This window comes from Micromonospora sp. NPDC049662 (assembly GCF_040675055.1).
Taxonomy (GTDB): domain Bacteria; phylum Actinomycetota; class Actinomycetes; order Mycobacteriales; family Micromonosporaceae; genus Micromonospora.
The window spans coordinates 23,098-40,723 of record NZ_JBFAOC010000017.1 but is presented as its reverse complement, the minus strand read 5'-3'; the positions used below and the strand labels follow the sequence as shown (position 1 = coordinate 40,723).

23 protein-coding genes are annotated in these 17,626 nt (G+C 71.1%); 19 read left to right on the top strand and 4 right to left on the bottom strand.

Annotated features, from left to right (window positions below; all coding sequences use genetic code 11):
• Positions 1-107: 107 nt before the first annotated feature.
• The 3 genes from AB0J36_RS15650 to AB0J36_RS15640 form a co-directional block, all read right to left on the bottom strand.
• On the bottom strand, positions 108-575 hold the full coding sequence (locus AB0J36_RS15650) for a GNAT family N-acetyltransferase (RefSeq protein WP_357122804.1): 468 nt from the start codon (positions 573-575) through the stop codon (positions 108-110).
• Between the two features lie 24 nt (positions 576-599).
• A complete protein-coding gene (locus AB0J36_RS15645; RefSeq protein ID WP_363660793.1) occupies positions 600-1,529 on the bottom strand; it encodes a DMT family transporter in 930 nt (309 codons plus the stop codon).
• Positions 1,530-1,753: 224 nt separating this feature from the next.
• On the bottom strand, positions 1,754-2,014 hold the full coding sequence (locus tag AB0J36_RS15640; RefSeq protein WP_355051720.1) for a Prokaryotic metallothionein: 261 nt from the start codon (positions 2,012-2,014) through the stop codon (positions 1,754-1,756).
• A gap of 156 nt (positions 2,015-2,170) precedes the next feature.
• Between AB0J36_RS15640 and AB0J36_RS15635 the strand changes: the two genes are divergently transcribed.
• The 3 genes from AB0J36_RS15635 (at position 2,171) to AB0J36_RS15625 (ending at position 3,969) form a co-directional block, all read left to right on the top strand.
• Positions 2,171-2,446, top strand: coding sequence for an isoamylase early set domain-containing protein (locus AB0J36_RS15635; RefSeq protein WP_357122810.1), 276 nt, complete (start codon positions 2,171-2,173; stop codon positions 2,444-2,446).
• A 109-nt stretch (positions 2,447-2,555) separates the two neighbouring features.
• Positions 2,556-3,302 carry a lytic polysaccharide monooxygenase gene (locus tag AB0J36_RS15630; RefSeq protein WP_363660792.1) on the top strand — a complete coding sequence of 249 codons (747 nt, stop codon included), beginning with the start codon at positions 2,556-2,558 and terminating at the stop codon, positions 3,300-3,302.
• A gap of 61 nt (positions 3,303-3,363) precedes the next feature.
• Positions 3,364-3,969 (top strand): DUF305 domain-containing protein, encoded by a 606-nt coding sequence (locus AB0J36_RS15625; RefSeq protein WP_363660791.1) that lies wholly within the window; start codon positions 3,364-3,366, stop codon positions 3,967-3,969.
• Here AB0J36_RS15625 and msrB read toward each other — a convergent pair.
• The gene (gene msrB, locus AB0J36_RS15620; RefSeq protein WP_355051724.1) at positions 3,935-4,339 is read right to left on the bottom strand and encodes a peptide-methionine (R)-S-oxide reductase MsrB; all 405 of its coding nucleotides are present in this window, start codon (positions 4,337-4,339) and stop codon (positions 3,935-3,937) included. The two genes, AB0J36_RS15625 and msrB, sit on opposite strands and share 35 nt — an antisense overlap.
• 47 nt (positions 4,340-4,386) lie before the next feature.
• On the opposite strand from msrB, the gene ligD reads away from it, so the two are divergent.
• From ligD to AB0J36_RS15540, 16 genes are all read left to right on the top strand, one after another.
• Positions 4,387-5,409: a non-homologous end-joining DNA ligase gene (ligD, locus tag AB0J36_RS15615; RefSeq protein WP_363660790.1), complete on the top strand. Its 1,023-nt coding sequence runs from the start codon at positions 4,387-4,389 to the stop codon at positions 5,407-5,409.
• 64 nt (positions 5,410-5,473) lie between these two features.
• The gene (locus tag AB0J36_RS15610; RefSeq protein WP_363660789.1) at positions 5,474-6,409 is read left to right on the top strand and encodes a tyrosine-type recombinase/integrase; all 936 of its coding nucleotides are present in this window, start codon (positions 5,474-5,476) and stop codon (positions 6,407-6,409) included.
• Between the two features lie 684 nt (positions 6,410-7,093).
• Entirely contained in the window at positions 7,094-7,423 is a 330-nt protein-coding gene (locus tag AB0J36_RS15605; protein ID WP_363660788.1) for a hypothetical protein, read from the top strand.
• Complete coding sequence (locus AB0J36_RS15600; protein WP_363660787.1) at positions 7,420-7,785, top strand: hypothetical protein; 366 nt, start codon at positions 7,420-7,422, stop codon at positions 7,783-7,785. The genes AB0J36_RS15605 and AB0J36_RS15600 overlap by 4 nt, the downstream gene beginning before the upstream one ends.
• Positions 7,782-8,009 (top strand): hypothetical protein, encoded by a 228-nt coding sequence (locus AB0J36_RS15595; RefSeq protein ID WP_363660786.1) that lies wholly within the window; start codon positions 7,782-7,784, stop codon positions 8,007-8,009. Before AB0J36_RS15600 ends, AB0J36_RS15595 begins: the two co-directional genes overlap by 4 nt.
• Positions 8,010-8,122: 113 nt before the next feature.
• Entirely contained in the window at positions 8,123-9,343 is a 1,221-nt protein-coding gene (locus AB0J36_RS15590) for an AAA family ATPase (protein WP_363660785.1), read from the top strand.
• Positions 9,340-9,510, top strand: a complete 171-nt coding sequence (locus AB0J36_RS15585; RefSeq protein ID WP_363660784.1) for a hypothetical protein — start codon at positions 9,340-9,342, stop codon at positions 9,508-9,510. Before AB0J36_RS15590 ends, AB0J36_RS15585 begins: the two co-directional genes overlap by 4 nt.
• Positions 9,507-9,917 (top strand): hypothetical protein, encoded by a 411-nt coding sequence (locus AB0J36_RS15580; protein WP_363660783.1) that lies wholly within the window; start codon positions 9,507-9,509, stop codon positions 9,915-9,917. The genes AB0J36_RS15585 and AB0J36_RS15580 overlap by 4 nt, the downstream gene beginning before the upstream one ends.
• A gap of 88 nt (positions 9,918-10,005) precedes the next feature.
• A complete protein-coding gene (locus AB0J36_RS15575; protein WP_363660782.1) occupies positions 10,006-10,164 on the top strand; it encodes a hypothetical protein in 159 nt (52 codons plus the stop codon).
• Positions 10,165-10,582: 418 nt separating this feature from the next.
• Positions 10,583-12,160, top strand: a complete 1,578-nt coding sequence (locus AB0J36_RS15570) for a terminase (protein WP_363660781.1) — start codon at positions 10,583-10,585, stop codon at positions 12,158-12,160.
• 35 nt (positions 12,161-12,195) lie between these two features.
• The gene (locus AB0J36_RS15565; RefSeq protein WP_363660780.1) at positions 12,196-15,282 is read left to right on the top strand and encodes an HK97 family phage prohead protease; all 3,087 of its coding nucleotides are present in this window, start codon (positions 12,196-12,198) and stop codon (positions 15,280-15,282) included.
• A gap of 38 nt (positions 15,283-15,320) precedes the next feature.
• A complete protein-coding gene (locus AB0J36_RS15560; RefSeq protein ID WP_363660779.1) occupies positions 15,321-15,746 on the top strand; it encodes a hypothetical protein in 426 nt (141 codons plus the stop codon).
• Positions 15,747-15,758: 12 nt separating this feature from the next.
• Complete coding sequence (locus AB0J36_RS15555) at positions 15,759-16,337, top strand: hypothetical protein (RefSeq protein ID WP_363660778.1); 579 nt, start codon at positions 15,759-15,761, stop codon at positions 16,335-16,337.
• Between the two features lie 3 nt (positions 16,338-16,340).
• Positions 16,341-16,748 carry a hypothetical protein gene (locus tag AB0J36_RS15550; protein WP_363660777.1) on the top strand — a complete coding sequence of 136 codons (408 nt, stop codon included), beginning with the start codon at positions 16,341-16,343 and terminating at the stop codon, positions 16,746-16,748.
• 2 nt (positions 16,749-16,750) lie between these two features.
• Positions 16,751-17,155, top strand: coding sequence for a hypothetical protein (locus AB0J36_RS15545; protein ID WP_363660776.1), 405 nt, complete (start codon positions 16,751-16,753; stop codon positions 17,153-17,155).
• Positions 17,156-17,166: 11 nt separating this feature from the next.
• Positions 17,167-17,499 (top strand): hypothetical protein, encoded by a 333-nt coding sequence (locus AB0J36_RS15540; RefSeq protein WP_363660775.1) that lies wholly within the window; start codon positions 17,167-17,169, stop codon positions 17,497-17,499.
• Positions 17,500-17,626 lie beyond the last annotated feature (127 nt).

Sequence of the window (17,626 nt, the reverse complement as noted above, 5' to 3'; positions counted from 1 at the left end):
GGGGATGAGGTCGGACGACGACACCCGGACTGCCGGGAGTTGCCCGCTCCCGTGCCTACTCGCTGGCTCCCGCGATGGCTCTATCCGGCACGATGCCAGGTTGATCGTCAGACGTCAATGGCTGCCGGTCGCGCGTCTCGGCGCATCGGGGTGTGCGGGATGCCGTCCTCGACGTACTCCGGGCCGCTGACCGTGAAGCCGTGTCGGGCGTAGAACGCGACCAGGTGCGACTGGGCCTCCAGCACGCATGGCTGGTCGCCGACCAGGTCGAGCGCCGCCGCCATCAGCCGGCCGGCGTGCCCGCCACCACGGGCCGCCGGGGCCACCACCACCCGGCCGATCCGGGCGACGCCGTCCGGGTCGGCCAGGATCCGCAGGTACGCCATCAGAGCGTCGCCGTCGGTCAGCCAGACGTGTCGGGTGCCCGGCTCGACGTCACGCCCGTCGAGTTCCGGGTACGGGCAGTTCTGCTCCACCACGAACACATCGATGCGCAGCTTGAGCAGGTCGTGAAGGGTGCGGGCGTCCAGGTCGGCGAAGAGCGCGGTTCGGATCTCGGTGGTCTGCTGGGGCATCCACCGATGGTAGGTCGGGCTGGTTCACCCGATGTTCGCGCGCTCGGGTGCGAGGTAGGTGGCGGCCACGGCGGTGAGCAGCAGAACACCGCCGACGATCACCGGCCGGGGGAGCGGTTCGTGCAGCAGCGCCACCGACAGGGCGGCGGCGGTGAGCGGTTCGAGCAGGGTCAGCACGGCCGCGACGCTGCCCGGCGTGGTGCGCAGCCCGGCGTAGAACAACGCGTACGCAACCGCGGTGGTGACCACGCCGAGGTGCAGCAGCAGTGCCACGGTGTCGAGGCGTACCGGCACGCTGACCCCGGCGGCCAGGGCGAACGGCGCCAGGGTCAGCGCACCGACCACGGTGGAGATGGTGGTGAGTGTCATCGGCGCGGTGCGCTGCGACACCTGGCGGCTGATCAGGGTGGTCACCGCGTACCCGAGGCCGGAGCCGGCCGCCGCGAGCAGGCCGAGCAGCGGGGCGGGCGCCGCCGTGCCGGGCTGCTCGGTGGCGGCGGTGATCAGGACGAGGCCGGCCACCGCCGCGACGAGCGTGCCGAGTCGCAGCGGCCCGGGGAGCCGACGGGCGCGCGCCGACTCCCAGGCCGCGGCGAGCACCGGGACCAGGCCCAGACTGACGATGGTGGCCACGCTGACTCCGGCCAGCGCCACGGCGGCGAAGTAGAGCGCCTGGTAGACGCCGAGGCCGACGCCGGTGAGCAGCAGCGGTACGGGTGCGGCGCGCAGGGTGGCCGCGATCGTGCGGAGCCGGCCGGCGGCGCACGCCAGCAGCACCAACGCGGCGATGGCGAGGCGGTGGAAGCCGATGCTCACCGGGCTGAGCCCGGTGCCCTCGCGCAGGAGTTGCACCGCCACGCCGGTGGTGCCCCACAGCACGCCGGTGACGGTGATCTGGATCAGGCCGCTGCGGGCGGCCGAGGCGGCCGGCAACGGAGTACGGGTGGTGGACACGGGAGCGCTCCGAAGGGTGAGCCGTTGACGGGACGACGTCGACGGAGCGCATACGACAGAGTGGCCGAGCGGGGTCAGGTCACCCGGTCGGCGAGAGGCGCGGCGCTCCGCTCAGGAGCGCGGCGGGGGCAGGACGCCCAGGAATGGCCGCATGGCGACGACCGTACCCCAGCTTGGCGGTCCGGTTGGCCCACGGCCGGGCCGACCCGATCAGGCCGACCCGGTCAGGCCGGGCGCGCGCCGACGGCGTCGCGGATCTCGGCGCCCTCGGCGCCCTCGACCGCTCGGGCGCAGTGCCCGCAGCAGAAGAATCGCCCGTTGACCTCGACGCCGTGTCCGACGATCTTGACCTGGCAGTGTTCGCAGATGGGCGCCATGCGGTGGATCGCGCACTCGAAGGAGTCGAAGGTGTGCACGTCACCGCTGACGGTGTGCACCTCGAACGCCATCCAGTAGTCGTTGCCGCAGACCTCGCACGTTGCCACAGGAACCCCCCCGTATCAGGACATGTGTTACCACACTGCCTCAGGGTGGGGCGGCGACGGGCGAATTACCGCCAGCCGGCCTCGCCGGACGGCGTGTCGGCGTCGGCGTGTCCTGCGTTAGGCCAGGTGAACCGCCGTGACCCCCGGAGGATCACCATGATCAAGCGCAACAAGCTCTTCGGCAGCCAGACCCGGGTGACCTTCTGCCTCCCGCGAGACGCGCCACCCGGTCCGGTGAGCGTCGTGGGCTCGTTCAACGGCTGGGAGCCCGGTCGGCACGAGCTGGTGGCCCGGCGCGACGGCACCCGCACGGTGACCGTGAAGCTCGGTCCGGGGGAGTACCGCTTCCGCTACCTCGCCACCGGCGGCGTCTGGCTCGACGACGAGAGCGCCGACGGCGTCGACGACAACGGCAGCCTGCTGCGACTGTGAGAGGTCAACTCGTCACCATCGATGTATTTATCGATGATGCTCTTTACTGTTAATAAAGTTTAAATTACCTTGGGGGCACCTCACCGCACCTGCCGAAGGAGCTGCCCCCATGCGCCGAAGAATCACCGTCCCGCTGGTGGCGGCGGGCGCTGTCGCCGCCACCCTCACCGTCGCCGCGCCCGCCCAGGCGCACGGCTACGTCTCCGCCCCGCCCAGCCGGCAGGCGCTCTGCGCGCAGGGCAAGGTGCCCGACTGCGGGCAGATCAAGTACGAGCCGCAGAGCGTCGAAGGGCCCAAGGGCCTCAAGAGCTGCAACGCCGGCATCACCCAGTTCGCCGTCCTCAACGACGACAGCCGGGGCTGGCCGGCCACGTCGGTCGGTAACTCGCTGACCTTCACCTGGTTCAACACGGCCCGGCACGCCACCAGCAACTGGGAGTACTGGATCGGCAACACCCGCGTCGGCGTGGTCAACGGCAACGGGCAGCAGCCCGGCGCGACGGTCTCGCACACCGTCAACCTGGGCGGTTTCTCCGGGCGGCAGAAGATCCTCGCCGTGTGGAACATCTCCGACACCGCGAACGCCTTCTACTCCTGCATCGACGTGCAGATCGGTGGCGGCGGGTCGACCCCCACCCCGACGCCGACCACCTCACCCACGCCGCGACCGACGACCAGCCCCACCGCCGCGCCGACGACCCCGCCCCCGGCGGGCGGCAGTTGGACGGCCGGCCGGGCTTACCAGGTCGGCGACCAGGTCACCTACGGCGGCCGGACGTACCGCTGCCGGCAGGCGCACACCGCGATCGCCGGCTGGGAGCCGCCGAACGTACCGGCGCTCTGGCAACAGGTCTGACCGCGCGGGTGCGGTCCCGGCCGCACCCGCGTCGCCACCCCCACCCGATCGGAGCCCCGGCATGCCCCGCGCAACCCACCTGGCGTGGTTGGTCGCCGCGTCGCTGCTCGCCGGCTGTGCCGGGCCGTCCCCGCGCCCGCCGGCTCCCGCGTCCCCGGTGGTGGCCGACTCCGCGCCGGCCGCCGCCGAGCTGAGCGGCATCGACGTGGTGTTCCTGAGCACGATGGCCGGGCACAGCGAGCGCACCCTCCAGATCGTCCGGCTCGCCCGGGACCGGCTACGCGACGACGCGCTGAAGACACTGGCCGCCGCCATCGAGGTGACCGAGGCCGACGAGCTGTCGACCATGCGCGGCTGGCTGCCGACAACCGGACCGGGCGTCAGCGCCGCCGCCGGGCACGACCACGCCGGGCACGGCGACGACGCGGCGCTCGACCGGCTGCGGGCCGCGTCGGACGCCGACGTCGACCGGGTGCTGCGCGAGGTCCTCGCCGACCACCAGCGAGCCGCCGCCGACCTGGCCCGGGCCCAGGTCGGCGTCGGCCGCGACGAGCGGGTCCGCGACCTGGCCCGGCGGATCGAACAGTCCCGGTCCGCCGAGGTCCAGCTGCTCAGCGGGTACGACGATCAGGTCAGCGGGGTTCCAGGCGCACCGAGATCGAGTTGACGCAGTGCCGGGTGTCCTTCGGCGTGAAACCCTCGCCGTGGAACACGTGCCCGAGGTGACTGTCGCAGCGGGCGCAGCGGATCTCCGTACGGGCCATGCCGAGGCTGCGATCCTCGATCTCCTTGACCCGGCCCGGGATGGCGTCGTCGAAGCTCGGCCACCCGCAGTGCGAGTCGAACTTCGTGTCACTGGAGAAGAGTTCCAGACCGCAGGCCCGGCAGTGGTAGACGCCCGACGTCTTGGTGTCCACGTACTCGCCGGTCCACGGACGTTCCGTTCCGTGCTCCCGCAGGACGTGGAACTCCTCCGGGGTCAGGCGGACGCGCCACTCGTCCTCGGTCTTGGGCAGGTTGTTGTCGTCAAGACTCACCCGTCAACGGTACGTCGAACGTCGGGGGCGTGGCATAAGGTCGCGGGATGGGTGGCACCAAGGCAGTCGCCGAGGTCGAGGTGGCCGGGCACACCGTACGACTCAGCAGCCCCGACCGGGTGATCTTCCCCCAGCGGGGCTTCACCAAGGCGGACGTCTTCCACTACTACCTCGCCGTCGGCGACGGGATCATGCGCGCCCTGCGGGACCGGCCCACCACGCTGCAACGCTTCCCCGAGGGCGTCGAGGGTGAGGCGTTCTTCCAGAAGCGGGTGCCCACCCGGGGCGTGCCGCCCTGGATCACCACCGCCGACATCACCTTTCCGAGCGGTCGCGGCGCGGCCGAGCTGTGCCCGGCCGACCTGGCCCACGTGGCCTGGGCGGCGCAGATGGGCACGATCGTGTTCCACCCGTGGCCGGTGCGCGCCGCCGACACCGACCGCCCCGACGAACTGCGCATCGACCTCGACCCGCAGCCCGGCACCGACTTCGCCGACGCCGGCCGGGCCGCCGCCGAGGTGCGCGCTGTCCTCGACGAGCTGGGCGCGATCGGCTGGCCGAAGACCTCCGGCGGGCGCGGCGTTCACGTCTACCTGCGCATCCAACCCCGCTGGACGTTCACCGAGGTCCGTCGCGCCACCATCGCCCTGGCCCGTGAGGTCGAACGCCGCAACCCCGACCTGGTGACCACCGCCTGGTGGAAGGAGGAGCGCGGCAGTCGGGTCTTCGTCGACTACAACCAGATGGCCCGGGACCGGACGATCGCCTGCGCGTACTCGCTGCGCGCCAACGCCCGGGCCACCGTCTCCACTCCGGTCACCTGGGACGAGCTGCCCGACGTCGACCCGGACGACTTCGACCTGCGGACCGTGCCGGCCCGGCTCGCCGAGCGCGGCGACCCGCACGCCGGCATCGACGACGCCCCGTGGGACATCACGCCCCTGCTGGAGTGGGCCGACCGCGACGCCGCCGCCGGCCAGGGCGACCTGCCGTACCCGCCGGACCACCCGAAGATGCCCGGCGAACCCAAGCGGGTGCAGCCCAGCCGAGCGAGGCGGTCTACCAGCTAGAACGTCCATCTGTCGAGCGTGGACCGGGGTAGCATAACGTTGACTCGCCGGATAATCTACCCCCGTGACGTCATCCCCCGAGATCGCCGACCTGGCCGCGTCCTTCCGCCGGTCGCTGCGCGCCGCCGGCAAGGCCGAGCGGACGCAGATCCTCTACGGGCAGTCGATCCGGTTCTTCTGTGACTGGCTGGCCGCGCAGGGTCGACCGGCCACACTCGACCAGTTGAACCGACACGCCCTGTCCGCCTGGCTGGCGGAACTCGCCGACCGCGTCGACATCGAGACGGTCCGCACCCGGCTGCGCGGCATGCGCCGGTTCTGCCGCTGGCTGGTCGTCGAGGGCGAGCTGGAGAAGGCCCCGACCGAAGGGGTGGAGATGCCGGCCCGCACGGAGAAGCCGGTGCGCGTGCTCACCGACGACGAGCTGGCCCGGCTGATCAAGACGTGCCAGGTGCCCCGCGGTCGCGCCGGCACGTTCGACCGGCGCATCTTCGACGGACGCCGCGACGAGGTGCTGGTGCGGCTGCTCGCCGACTGCGGGCTGCGCGTCTCCGAACTGATCGGCCTGGAGCACCCCGAGCACGTCGACCTCCAGCAGGAAATGGTCTACGTCGTCGGCAAGGGCAACCGCCCCCGGGTGGTCCCGTTCGGCGCCCGCACCGGCCAGGCCATCGATCGGTACCTGCGCATCCGGTCGGCCCACCCGTACGCCAAGCGCACCCAGCGGCTGCTGCTCGGCGAGCGTGGGGCGCTGTCCGCCGACGGGGCGAGGTGGCGCCTGGAGGTTCTGGGCAAGGCCGCCGACGTCCCGGACCTGCACCCGCACGCGTTCCGGCACACGTTCGCGCACCGCTGGCTGGCCGAGGGCGGGCAGGAGCGCGACCTGATGCAGCTCGCCGGGTGGCGCTCCGACGCGATGCTCTCCGTCTACGCCAGGTCAACTGCGGTCGAGCGGGCGCGAGGGGCGCACCGTCGCATGGGGCTGGGGGATCGTCTGTGACGGCGGTCGCTGGGGGCATATCTTGTGCCGGCACCGCCAACACGGCACAACATCGTGTGCGTAACCGGGACCGCACAAGGCTTAGGCTTCTCCCGTAAGCGCGACACGCCGTCGTGCGCGTCCATGCAATCTGTGGCGCAAGTCACACAAGTTATCGAGGGTGGCGTGTGCAGTCCAGTGCAGTCCAGTGCAGTCAAGCTCAGTCAGGCTCAGTCAGACCCAGAGAGGCCCAGCAGTGGCTCGCGTCGACGCGCTAACGCTGTAGCTCTCGGGAATGTGACGGGGATCACATGGCTCCGGGGAGGCCGAAATGCCTTTGACCTGCGAAAACGCAGGTCAGGCTGGATCGCCAGTGGAATGCAGCTGACGTGCGTTGCTCCCCGTTGCTCACCATTGCCCACCCGTAAACGCTGTGCCCCTCGGTGGGCGCGTCGCGGATATGCGAAAGCCCCGCAGCTCAACGTTATAGTTCTCGTCGAAGCCGCAGGGCTTTCACTCCTGTAGTTCCACTCCCGCCAAGGTTGCGAGCCAAGGCGACAAGCGAGATGCACAGCGTTGCGAGCGTTGTGCATCCGTGCAACACGGTACAACGCATTTCGCAGAAGAACACCTGCGGGGGCCAAGACCGTCTGCAGCGAGTCGCACCCAACTCCACCGGGGCGGGCCAACCCCGGAGGTTGACCCGTGCCAGCGCACGACCCCACCGAGCGGGCACTACTCGCCCGCGTCGCCGCCCACACACGTTGGGCGAAGACCCCCGACCGCGCGGCCAGCACCGCCGCCGCCCGCCAGGCATTCCGCGACCGCTTCGAGCGGGAGGTGGACCCCGAGGGGGTGCTGCCTCCGCAGGAACGAGCCCGCCGCGCCGAGTCTGCAAGGAGCGCGTTCTACTCCCGGCTGGCCCTCAAGTCCGCCCGCGCTCGCCGGCTCCGGCGAGAGGCCGACGAGCTGGAGAAGGAGGCCGACGCCGGCTTCATCGACGCCGACCTCATCGCCGAGGGCGGCGCGGCATGAACATCTCTTCGGCGGACCGCACTTCACCAACACCGGATGTTCCCCGATCCACGGACGAGCAGCCGGCGACCCTCGCCGAGCGGTTCGAGACGTACGACGAGGCGCACCCCGAGGTGTACGCCACCCTGAAGGCCCTCGCGTTCGAGTGGAAGCGGCGCACCGGCCGGCACCGGCTCGGCATCGCCGCGCTGTTCGAGCGGGCGCGCTGGGAGCTGTCCCTCCAGACCGGCGAGACGCCGTCGCTGAACAACGACTACCGCAGCTTCTACGCCCGCAAGCTCATGCGCGACGAGCCCGCCCTGGAGGGCATGTTCGAGCTGCGCCGCAGCGCCGCCGACGCGTGGATGGGCGACGCCGCGTGAGCGCCGACAACCCGCTCGCCCGGGCCCGCGCTGCCGCATCCGCGCGGCCGGCCGCGCAGACACACGCCACCCAGGGCGCGCAGCCGCGCTGGAACGGCCACGCGGCCAACCAGCGGCGCACCGAGGCCGCTCGCCGGCTCCCGCCGATGCCCTGTGGGTGCCGCGACCCGTTCACCATGAAGCACCGCGAGGGGCGCTGCCGCTACCGGGGTGGCCGCTCGTGACCCTCACCGACTCGCAGATCGCCGACCGCGCTATCGCCAACGGATTCGTCGACCCGGTCGCCGAGGTAGCCGGTCACGAGAGTTACGACGACCGTCCCCCACCGCCCAGCCGGGTGGTCAAGCTGCGATCGGCATCCGCGATCAAGCCCAAGCGGGTCCGCTGGCTGTGGGACAGCCGCGTACCCGTCGGCGAGATCACGCTCGTCGCGGGCCGCGAAGGCGCGGGCAAGTCGACGTTCCTCGCGTGGATGGCGCGCGCCATCACCCGCGGGGAACTGCCCGGGGAGTTCGCCGGGGAGCCCCGCGCCGTGCTCTACGCCGCCGCCGAAGACTCCTGGGCGTACACCGTCGTCCCCCGACTCATCGCCTCCGGCGCCAACCTCGACCTGGTGTACCGCGTCGACGTCGAAGACCTGGAGCACGGCCACGCCAAGATGACCCTGCCGCAGGACACCAGCGAGGTCCTGGCGGCCGGCGCGGAGGTTGGCGCAACGGTGCTGATGCTCGACCCGGGCCTGTCGTTCCTGGACGACCGGATCGACACGTACCGCACCCCGGAGGTGCGGCCGGCGCTGGAGGCCCTGCGGCGGCACGCCGAGCGGTACGGGCTCTCCGTCGTGATGCTGTGCCACTTCAACAAGGGACAGGGAACCGACGTCCTGACGAAGATCGCCGGATCGCGGGCCTTCGCGGAGGTGGCCCGCGCCGCCCTCGCCGTGGCGGTGGACGACCCAGAGGACGAGGACGACCAGGCCGCCGAGCGGACCGTGATCCTCAGCCAGGCCAAGAACAACCTGGGCCGCTCCGACCACCCCAACCTGACGTACGCGATCCGCGACACCATCGTCGAGACCGAGGACGGGGATGCCCACGTTGGGCGGCTCCACTGGACCGGCGAGAGCCAGCGCACCGCCGAGCAGGCCCTGAACGGGATCAAGGCCAAGAAGCGTCCACTCGGCGACACCGGGCAGGCCATCGTCAACTTCCTCCAGGCGAAGTACCGCCCCGTGGCGCTCGCGGAGATCATTCGGTCGCTGCCTGACGTGCAGGATGCCACTTTGCGCAAGGAGCTGCGCCGCATGGTGTCTCGCGGGGAGCTTGATCAGCCCAGTCGTGGCATGTACTCCCTTGCGCCTGCCACTTCTGCCACTTCTGCCACTTCCCCTGGTCACACACATGCATATATTGATGATGATGGAGAGAGAGGTGCCACTAGTGCCACATCGGAAAGTGGCGAAGTGGCGAAAGTGGCGGTAGTGGCAGGGTGGACGGACGCCACTGCCACTACCGATGACCTCTGGTCAGTTCCCCTCGACGAACCGGCCTCCCGATGACGGAGCAGGAGCGGGCCGAGTGGGAGCAGCGGCTCCGTGACGCCGTGAGCGAGACGGTGCGCAGACGCACCCGCCGCCGGCAGCAACGTCAAGACCTCAACACCGCCCGAACCATCGGGCTGCAACGCCGACACCAGGCCAAGACCAACCGGAAGGACCGACCGTGAACCTCGACCGAGGCAGCATCCTCAACTTCGCCCCCGCCGACCCTGACCTCTGGGAGGTCGAATTCGTCGACCGCGAAGACGACCGGTGGACCCTTCCCGTCATCGGACACGCCGTCGTCGTCACCCACGCCGCCAAAGACGCAGGAGACCTGGCAGACACCGGCGTCTACCCCGTCGTAGAGGACGACGGCACCCACAGCTCCATCATCGAGTACCTCAACAACTGGGAGCTGAAGGACCGCCCGCGCTGGCGCATCCTGCGCAAGCCCCGCACCCGGCAGGCTGCCTGCCCGGCCTGCGGCCTGGAGGCCACCTACGCCGCCGACCCGGACCGGTACTTCCACAACGACGGCAGCGACAACCGGCCTTGCTGGCTGCGCCTTGTCCGAGGCGAGGCCACGGCGTGAACGTCACCATCGAGCTGGGCAACAACCTCTCGTTCGTGCTGCTGTTCCTCGGGGCCATGGCCCTCGTCTACGGCGGGGTGAGGCGGCGATGACCGCCCGCCTGGTGCGCTGCCGCTACCGGCGCCGCAACGACGAGATGTGTACGGGCGAGGTCGTCGACCCGGACGGCGAGGTGCTGCTCTGCGGCAAGCACCTGGCCCGTGCGCTCCAGCTCGTCCAGATCCACATGGCCAGCGCGCGGCGATGACCAGGTCGTGGCAGGGCGGCAGCACCAGGGCGTGGAGACGCCTACGTGCTGCCGTCCTCTACCGCGACGGCTACCGGTGCAGGGCCCACGCTGACGGGTGGTGTGCACGCGTACCAGGCGTGCATGCATGCATGCAGCGCGCACCACTCAGCGGGCCAGACGCGGGCCACGCGCACCACACACTGGGCAAGGCCGTCACGGGGGACGACCCCCGGTACATCGTGGCCGCCTGCCCCGCCTGCAACCTGCACATCGGCGACCCGAGCAGGCACGCCGACCCACCGAACAAGGCGGTCACTCGATGGTGAGCGCGACCGCTCGACGCGCGTGGTTTTTTCCGGAACGGCCACCTGCTGGACACCCCGCCCTGTCCTTTTTCTCTCTCCCCGGGGCTCGCCCCGACCGATCGGAGCCGACCGTGACCGTTGCCGTCCTCGACCCCCCGATCGTGGGCCGCACCGAGCCGCGGCTGTTCACGCCCCCGCTCGTGACCGGCGAACCGGGCCCCTGTGGCTGCGGCTGTGCGCTCACCCCGGCCACGTCGTACGGGTTCGACGTCGACGAGTTCGCCCGGGACGTCCTGCGGCACCCGCTCGACCCCTGGCAGCGGTGGCTGGCCATCCACGGCGGGGAGCTGCTACCCGACGGGTCGCCTCGGTTCTCGACGATCCTGGTTCTGGTCAGCCGGCAGAACGGCAAGACGGAGCTGCTGGTCGTGCTGACGCTGTACTGGCTGTTTCGTGGGCGGATGCCGATGGTGCTGGGCACCTCGACGAAGCTGGACTACGCCCGGGAGTCGTGGCTGAAGGCGGTGAAGCTGGCCCGCCGCATCCCGGAGCTGCGCGCGGGCATCCCCGACAAGGGCGGGGTCCGCAAGGCCAACGGCGAGCAGGAGTTGGTGTACGCGCCGTCGGGCGACGTCGACGACATGGACGCCTGCCGCTACAAGATCGCGGCCAGCAATGACGAGGGCGGCCGGTCGCTGTCGGTGGACCGGCTGATCCTCGACGAGCTGCGCCAGCACCACACGTACGAGGCGTACGAGGCAGCCGAGCCGACGACGTCCGCCCGCCCGGGCTCGCAGATCTGGGCGCTGTCCAACGCCGGCAGCGACAAGTCCGTCGTGCTCAACGACCTGCGCGACTCGGCGCTGGAGTTCATCGAAACGGGCGAGGGTGACGACGACCTGATGCTGGCCGAGTGGTCGGCGCCGGAGGACGCGGACCCGCTGGACATCGAGGCGCTGGCCCAGGCCAACCCGAACCTGGGGCACCGCAAGAACGCGGCGAAGCTGCTCGCCCAGGCCCGCCGGGCGGTGGCCCGGGGCGGCCGGGCGCTGAACGGCTTCAAGACGGAGCACATGTGTATCCGGGTGCAGTTGCTGGACCCGGCGATCGACCCCACCGCGTGGAAGGACTGCAAGGACGCCGCCGCGCTGGACGGGGAGCGGGGCCGCCTGGCGGCGTGCATGGATCTGTCGCTGGACGGCACGCACGCCACGCTGGCCGTGGCGGCGGTGCTCACCGACGGGCGGGTGCGGGTGGAGACGGTCGCCGAGTGGTCCGGGCTGGACGCGGAGTCACAGTTGGAGCGCGACCTGCCCGGCTGGGTGGAGCGGCTGAAGCCGAAGGTCGTGGGCTGGTTCCCGGCCGGGCCGGCGGCGGCGGTCGCGGCGAAGGTGGCGGACCGGCGTAGCGACGGCGTGCACGGGTGGCCGCCGCGGGGTGTGAAGGTCGAGGACATCAGGGGCGAGACCACGGCGGTGTGCATGGGCCTGGTGAAGGAGGTCAAGGCGCACACGCTGGCGCACTCCGGTCAGGACATGTTGGACGCCCAGGTCGGCGGCGCGGAGAAGCTGAAGCGCGGTGACGGCTGGGTGTTCACCCGGGCCGACGACCGGCCGACTGACGCGGTGTACGCGGTCGCCGGTGCGGTGCATCTGGCGCGGACTCTGCCGGTGCTGCGCAAGGTGTCCCGCAAGGTGCACGGCGGCTAACACCGGAACTGCGATTCGCGTATTACACTTCCGGCATGGGGTGGATGGCGGCCGTCGCCGCACAGGTGCGCGGGGTGCTCGCGCCGGCCGCCGCCGCTCAGTTCGACTCCGCTCCCCGGCCGATTGATCGCCTGTTCGCGGAGATGAGCGCGGCGGCGCCGGGCCGGGTGTCCCGGTCGGAGGCGCTGTCGGTGGCGGCAGTGCAGCGTGGCCGCAACGCTCTGTGCTCGATCGCCACGCTGCCGCTGGTGCAGTACAAGGGCCTGGACATCGTTCGGTCGCCGTTCCTGGAGCAGATCGACCCGGACGTCGCCAACGTCGTCACGTTGTCGCAGACGATCGAGGATCTGGCGTTCGAGGGCATCTCGTGGTGGCTGATCACCGCGCAGGACTTCGCCGGGTTCCCGGTCGCCGCCCGACACCTGGACGTCGGCACGGTGAGCCTGAACCCGCCAAAGGGTCAGCCGAACCCGTTCCCGTCCGGCCGCGACGCCCGGGGCGTGACGATCGTGTGGGTGGCGGGGAAGGCGACGCCGTCCGACGCCCTGATCCGGTTCGACAGCCCGAACCCGGGTCTGCTGTCGGCGAACGCGCGGGCGATCCGTCGGGCTCTGCTGCTGGACCGCCTGGCGTCCACGTACGCGGACAACCCGCGCCCCTTGGACCTGTTCACCGACTCGGACGACCCGTCGGTCGAGCCGATGGCCGAAGACGAGATCGACCCCTTCCTGGCCGAGTGGCGGGCGCAGCGCAAGCGGGGCAGCACCGCGTGGGTGCCGAGCAACGTCAAGCGCCTGGACGTCAACGCTCCCTCGCCCGCCGAGATCCAGCTCGTGCAGCTCCAGCAGCAGGTGACGCTGGAGATCGCCAACGGCCTCGGTGTGGACCCCGAAGACCTGGGCGTCAGCACCACCAGCCGCACGTACTTCAACGCCGCCGACCGGCGCATGACGAAGATCAATGAGACGTACGCGCCGTACATGACCGCGATCACCCAGCGGCTCTCGATGGGCGACGTCACCCGCCGCGGGCACGCCGTGCGGTTCGACCTGACGGACTACCTCAAGCCGGACCCGGCTGGGCAGGTCGCCTACTGGAGGGGCCTCTACGACATGAACGCGATCGACTCCGACGAGGTCCGGGCGCTCGCCCAACTGTCCGGCCCGGCGCCGAAGCCCAAGCCCGCCCCGCCGCCCGTCGAGGACGGCGGCGAGCAGGCGGCCGAGCCGGAGCAGGTCGACGCCTCGGCGGCTCCGGCCGGCCGGACGTTCGACGCGCAGTCGGGGGTGACGTTCGACGCCGAGGTGATCGGCTTCACCGTCGACACCCAGCGCCGCACGATCGAGGGCCTGGCCCTGCCGTACGGCAAGACGGCCACCAAGTACGGCGTCAAGTTCCTGTTCGAGCCCGGCTCGCTGAAGTGGTCCGACCCGGGCCGCGTGAAGCTGCTGCGCGATCACGACTACCGGCAGCCGCTCGGCAAGGCCGTGGAGCTGACCGACACCCCGCGCGGCCTGAAGGTCAAGTTCAGCGTCGCTCCCGGTCCGGCCGGTGACGAGGCGCTGGCGCTGGCCGAACACGGCACCCTCGACGGGCTCTCCGTCGGCGTGGACTTCGACATGGCGGCCGACACGGTGCCGGACGAGAAGAACCAGGGCACGGTGCGGGTGCGCCGGGCTGACCTGCGGGAGACCAGCATCACGGCGGTCCCCGCGTTCGACGACGCCCGCGTCGCCAAGGTGCGGGCGCAACGAGATGGAGGATCCGGGATGCCGGAGAAGGACGAGTCGAACACGACTCAGACCACGCCGCCGGCAGCCGGTGGCCTCAACCTCAGCCAGGACCAACTGACCGCGCTGCTGGGTCGGCCGGGCGCGATCCAGGCGCTGGTGCAGGCACAGCAGCCGGCCCAGGCGAAGGGTGCCCCGGAGGGCGGCCTGGTGCTGTCCGCCGAGCAGGTCGACGGGCTGATCCGCAGCGGCAAGTTCACCACCCTGCTCGGCCTGCCGCAGGTGGCCCCCGCCCCGGCCGCCGAGCCGGAGCGCCGCGCCACCGTCGACGCGACCCGGCGGACGGTCGCCGCGTCGCAGGTGAACGAGGAGCAGCCGTACCGGTTCGACCGCAGCGGCAACCTGACCCGGGGCACGCACGACTTCTCCACCGACCTCATCTCGGGGCAGAAGGGCGACGGCGAGGCGAAGGCTCGGGCCGAGCGGTTCATGCGCGAGCAGTTCGACGTGGCGATGCGCAGCGCGCAGTTCGACGTCGACCGGGCGGACGTGACGAGCCTCAACCCGAACCGGCAGCGCCCCGACTTGTACGTCGACCAGCGCGAGTTCCGCTCGCCGATCTGGGACACCATCAGCAAGGGCACGCTCAACGACTCGACGCCGTTCGTGCTGCCGAAGTTCGCCACCGCCTCGGGCCTGGTCGCCAACCACACCGAGGGCGTCGAGCCGACCCCGGGTGCGCTCACCGCGACGTCACAGACCATCACTCCGACCCCGGTGGCCGGCAAGGTGGAGATCACCCGCCCGGCCTGGGACCAGGGCGGCAACCCGCAGTTGTCCAGCATCATCTGGCGGCAGATGCAGCGCGCCTGGTACGAGGCGCTGGAGGCCGAGGCCGTGGCGGTGCTCGACGCCGCGTCGCCCACCCAGATCACCATCACTGCCGGCGCGGTCGACAGTGCCCTGGACCAGGCGCTCACCGCGGCGCTCGCCGCCCTCCAGTTCGTGCGCGGTGGCTTCTCGATGACCGACGGCTTCGCTCAGGTGGACCTCTACAAGGCGCTGGTCGCCGCGAAGGACGCCGACGGTCGCCGGCTGTACCCGGCGCTGGGCCCGTCGAACGCGTCGGGCACGTCCCGCACCCGCTGGGCGGCGCTCGACATCAACGGCATCACCATGCTGCCGGCGTGGGCGCTCGCCGCGTCGGGCTCCGTGCCCGCGAGTTCGTACATCTTCGACCGGGAGTCGGTGCACGGCTGGGCTTCCGCCCCGGAGCGGCTGGAGTTCCAGTACCGGGTCGCGTACGTCGACCTGGCGATCTGGGGCTACAAGGCCGCCGCGATCACCGACCTGACCGGCGTGCGCGAGATCGTCTACGACCCGATCCCGTGACCCGGACCGGACTGACCGAATCGAAGAGGGAGACGCCGATGGCGCAGACAGGATCGCGGGCGGCCGGGGCGCAGAGCACCCCGGCGCCGCAGACGCAGAGCACCCCGAAGACCGACGCCGACCGGGTGCGCGAGCTGGAGGCCGAGGTCGCCAAGCTGCGCGAGCAGTCGGCAGACGCGGACGCGCTCGCTCGTGAGCGGGACCGCTACGCCGCCGAGGTCGCCAAGCTGCGCGAGCAGGTGACCGCGACCGGTGAGCCGGCGACGTCGACCATGACGGTCTCGCCGCCGACCGAGCCGAAGTTCACCTTCAGCGAGGGCCAGCGCGACGAGCTGGAGCGCGACGGGCGCACCGTCAGCCCCTTCACGGGCAAGCGGTACGTCGGGACCAGCGTCGACGACGCGCGCGAGGCCACGGCGGACGAGTTCGCCAACGCCAAGGCCCCCAAGCCGGCCGAGAAGTGACGGAGCGCCGCCGTGCCCTGGAAGCCTGACTACCTCACCGCGGCGTCCGCCGCGGAGTTCGTGCGCGCCCCTGGCGTGGACGAGGAGGAGCTGGCCACCTGGTGCACGGCGGCGTCCCGCGCGATCGACAAGCGGTGCAACCGGCAGTTCGGCAAGGCTGACGCCCCGACCGTCCGTACGTACCGCCGTCCGGCCGCGTACGACGCGGTGTCGGGGCTGTGGCTGCTGGAGGTCGACGACGTCCAGGACGTCACCGGCCTGACCGTCGGCGGGGTGGTGCTCGCGTCGAGCGGCACCACGCTGCTACCGGACAACGCGGCGGCCGATGGCAAGCCGTACGAGCGGCTGGGCTTCACCGACAGCCCCGATAGCCCGGTGGCCATCTCGGCGCTCTGGGGCTGGTCTGCGGTGCCCGCCGGGGTGATCGGGGCGTGCAAGCTCCAGGTCTCAAGGTGGGCCGCGCGGCGAGATTCGCCGTACGGGGTGGCGGGGTCGCCGTCGGACGGGTCGGAGATGCGGTTGCTGGCCCGTCTCGACCCCGACGTGCACACCGCGCTGGCTGGTCTGTCTCGTCGCCGCAGGGTGGGCTGACCGGTGAACCTGGAAGACGTCAGCGGGGAGCTGGCCACCGCGCTCGGCACGATCGAGGGCCTGAACGTGCCGGAGTGGGGCGTGCAGCGCGTGCAGTCTCCGGCGGTCGTGGTCACCCTGCCGGAGCGCATCGACTACGACGCGACGTACGGGCGCGGCAGCGACCACTACCCAGATCTGACCGTGATCGTGCTCGTCGCCAACCCGACCCAGCCGACCGCCCGGCAGGCCATCGCCGCGTACGCCGACGGGTCAGGCGATCGGTCGGTGAAGGCCGCGATCGAGGCGCACGAGTACACGAGCTGCGACAGCGTCCGGGTGGCGTGGGCCGAGTTCGACACCGCCAAGTACGCCGGCACGGACTACTTGGCGGCGATCTTCCATCTCGACATCACCGGAAAGGGCGCGTAGCCATGGCGTACGTGCACGGCCAGTTCACCGTCATCACGGTGGCCACGAAGGACATCAGCCCGTACTGCAAGACGTCGAGCTACGAGGGCTCGGCCGAGGTGCACCAGACCACCGGGTACGGCAAGACGGCCCACACGAAGCAGGGCGGGTTGCTCGACGGGAAGTTCTCGTGCGGCGGCACGTACGACAACACCGCCTCGACCGGGCCGCGTAACGCGCTCAAGCCGCTGCTGGGCACCACCGTGGCGGTCGTGCGCAAGCCGGAGGGCACCGGCACCGGCAAGCCGCAGGACGCGTTCTCGGCGGTGCTGTCGAAGTACGTGGAGACGAACCCGGTCGACGACATGGTCACCTGGTCGGCCGAGTTCGAGATCTCCGACGTCGTCACCACCACCACCCAGGCGTAAGGGGCCCCGGCATGTCGCACCTGACCCGCGAGCAGATCCTCGCCCGCAAAACTGGCAAGGGCACCGCCACGCTGCCGGACGGCTCCACCGTGGCCATCCGCGCGCTGACCCGCGACGAGGTGCTGGAGGCCCAGGAGGGCGGCCGGTCGACCGCCGAGCGGGACAACTTCATCGTCTCCACGGGGATGACCAACCCGCAGTTGTCCGTCGAGGACGTGGCGGCGTGGGCGGCGGCCGGTGGTGCCGGTGACCTGGTCGCCGTGTCCGACGCCATCGCCGAGCTGTCCGGGCTGAAGCCCTCTTCCGCCAAGGAGGCGACCAAAAGCACTTCTCGACGACGCTGATCTGCACTTCGAGTTCTTCCTGGCGCAGAAGCTCGGCATGACCGTGGCGCGGCTGCGGGCCGAGATGAGCCAGGCCGAATTCCTGTACTGGACCCGGTACTACGCGCTGAAGGCGCAGAACGAAGAG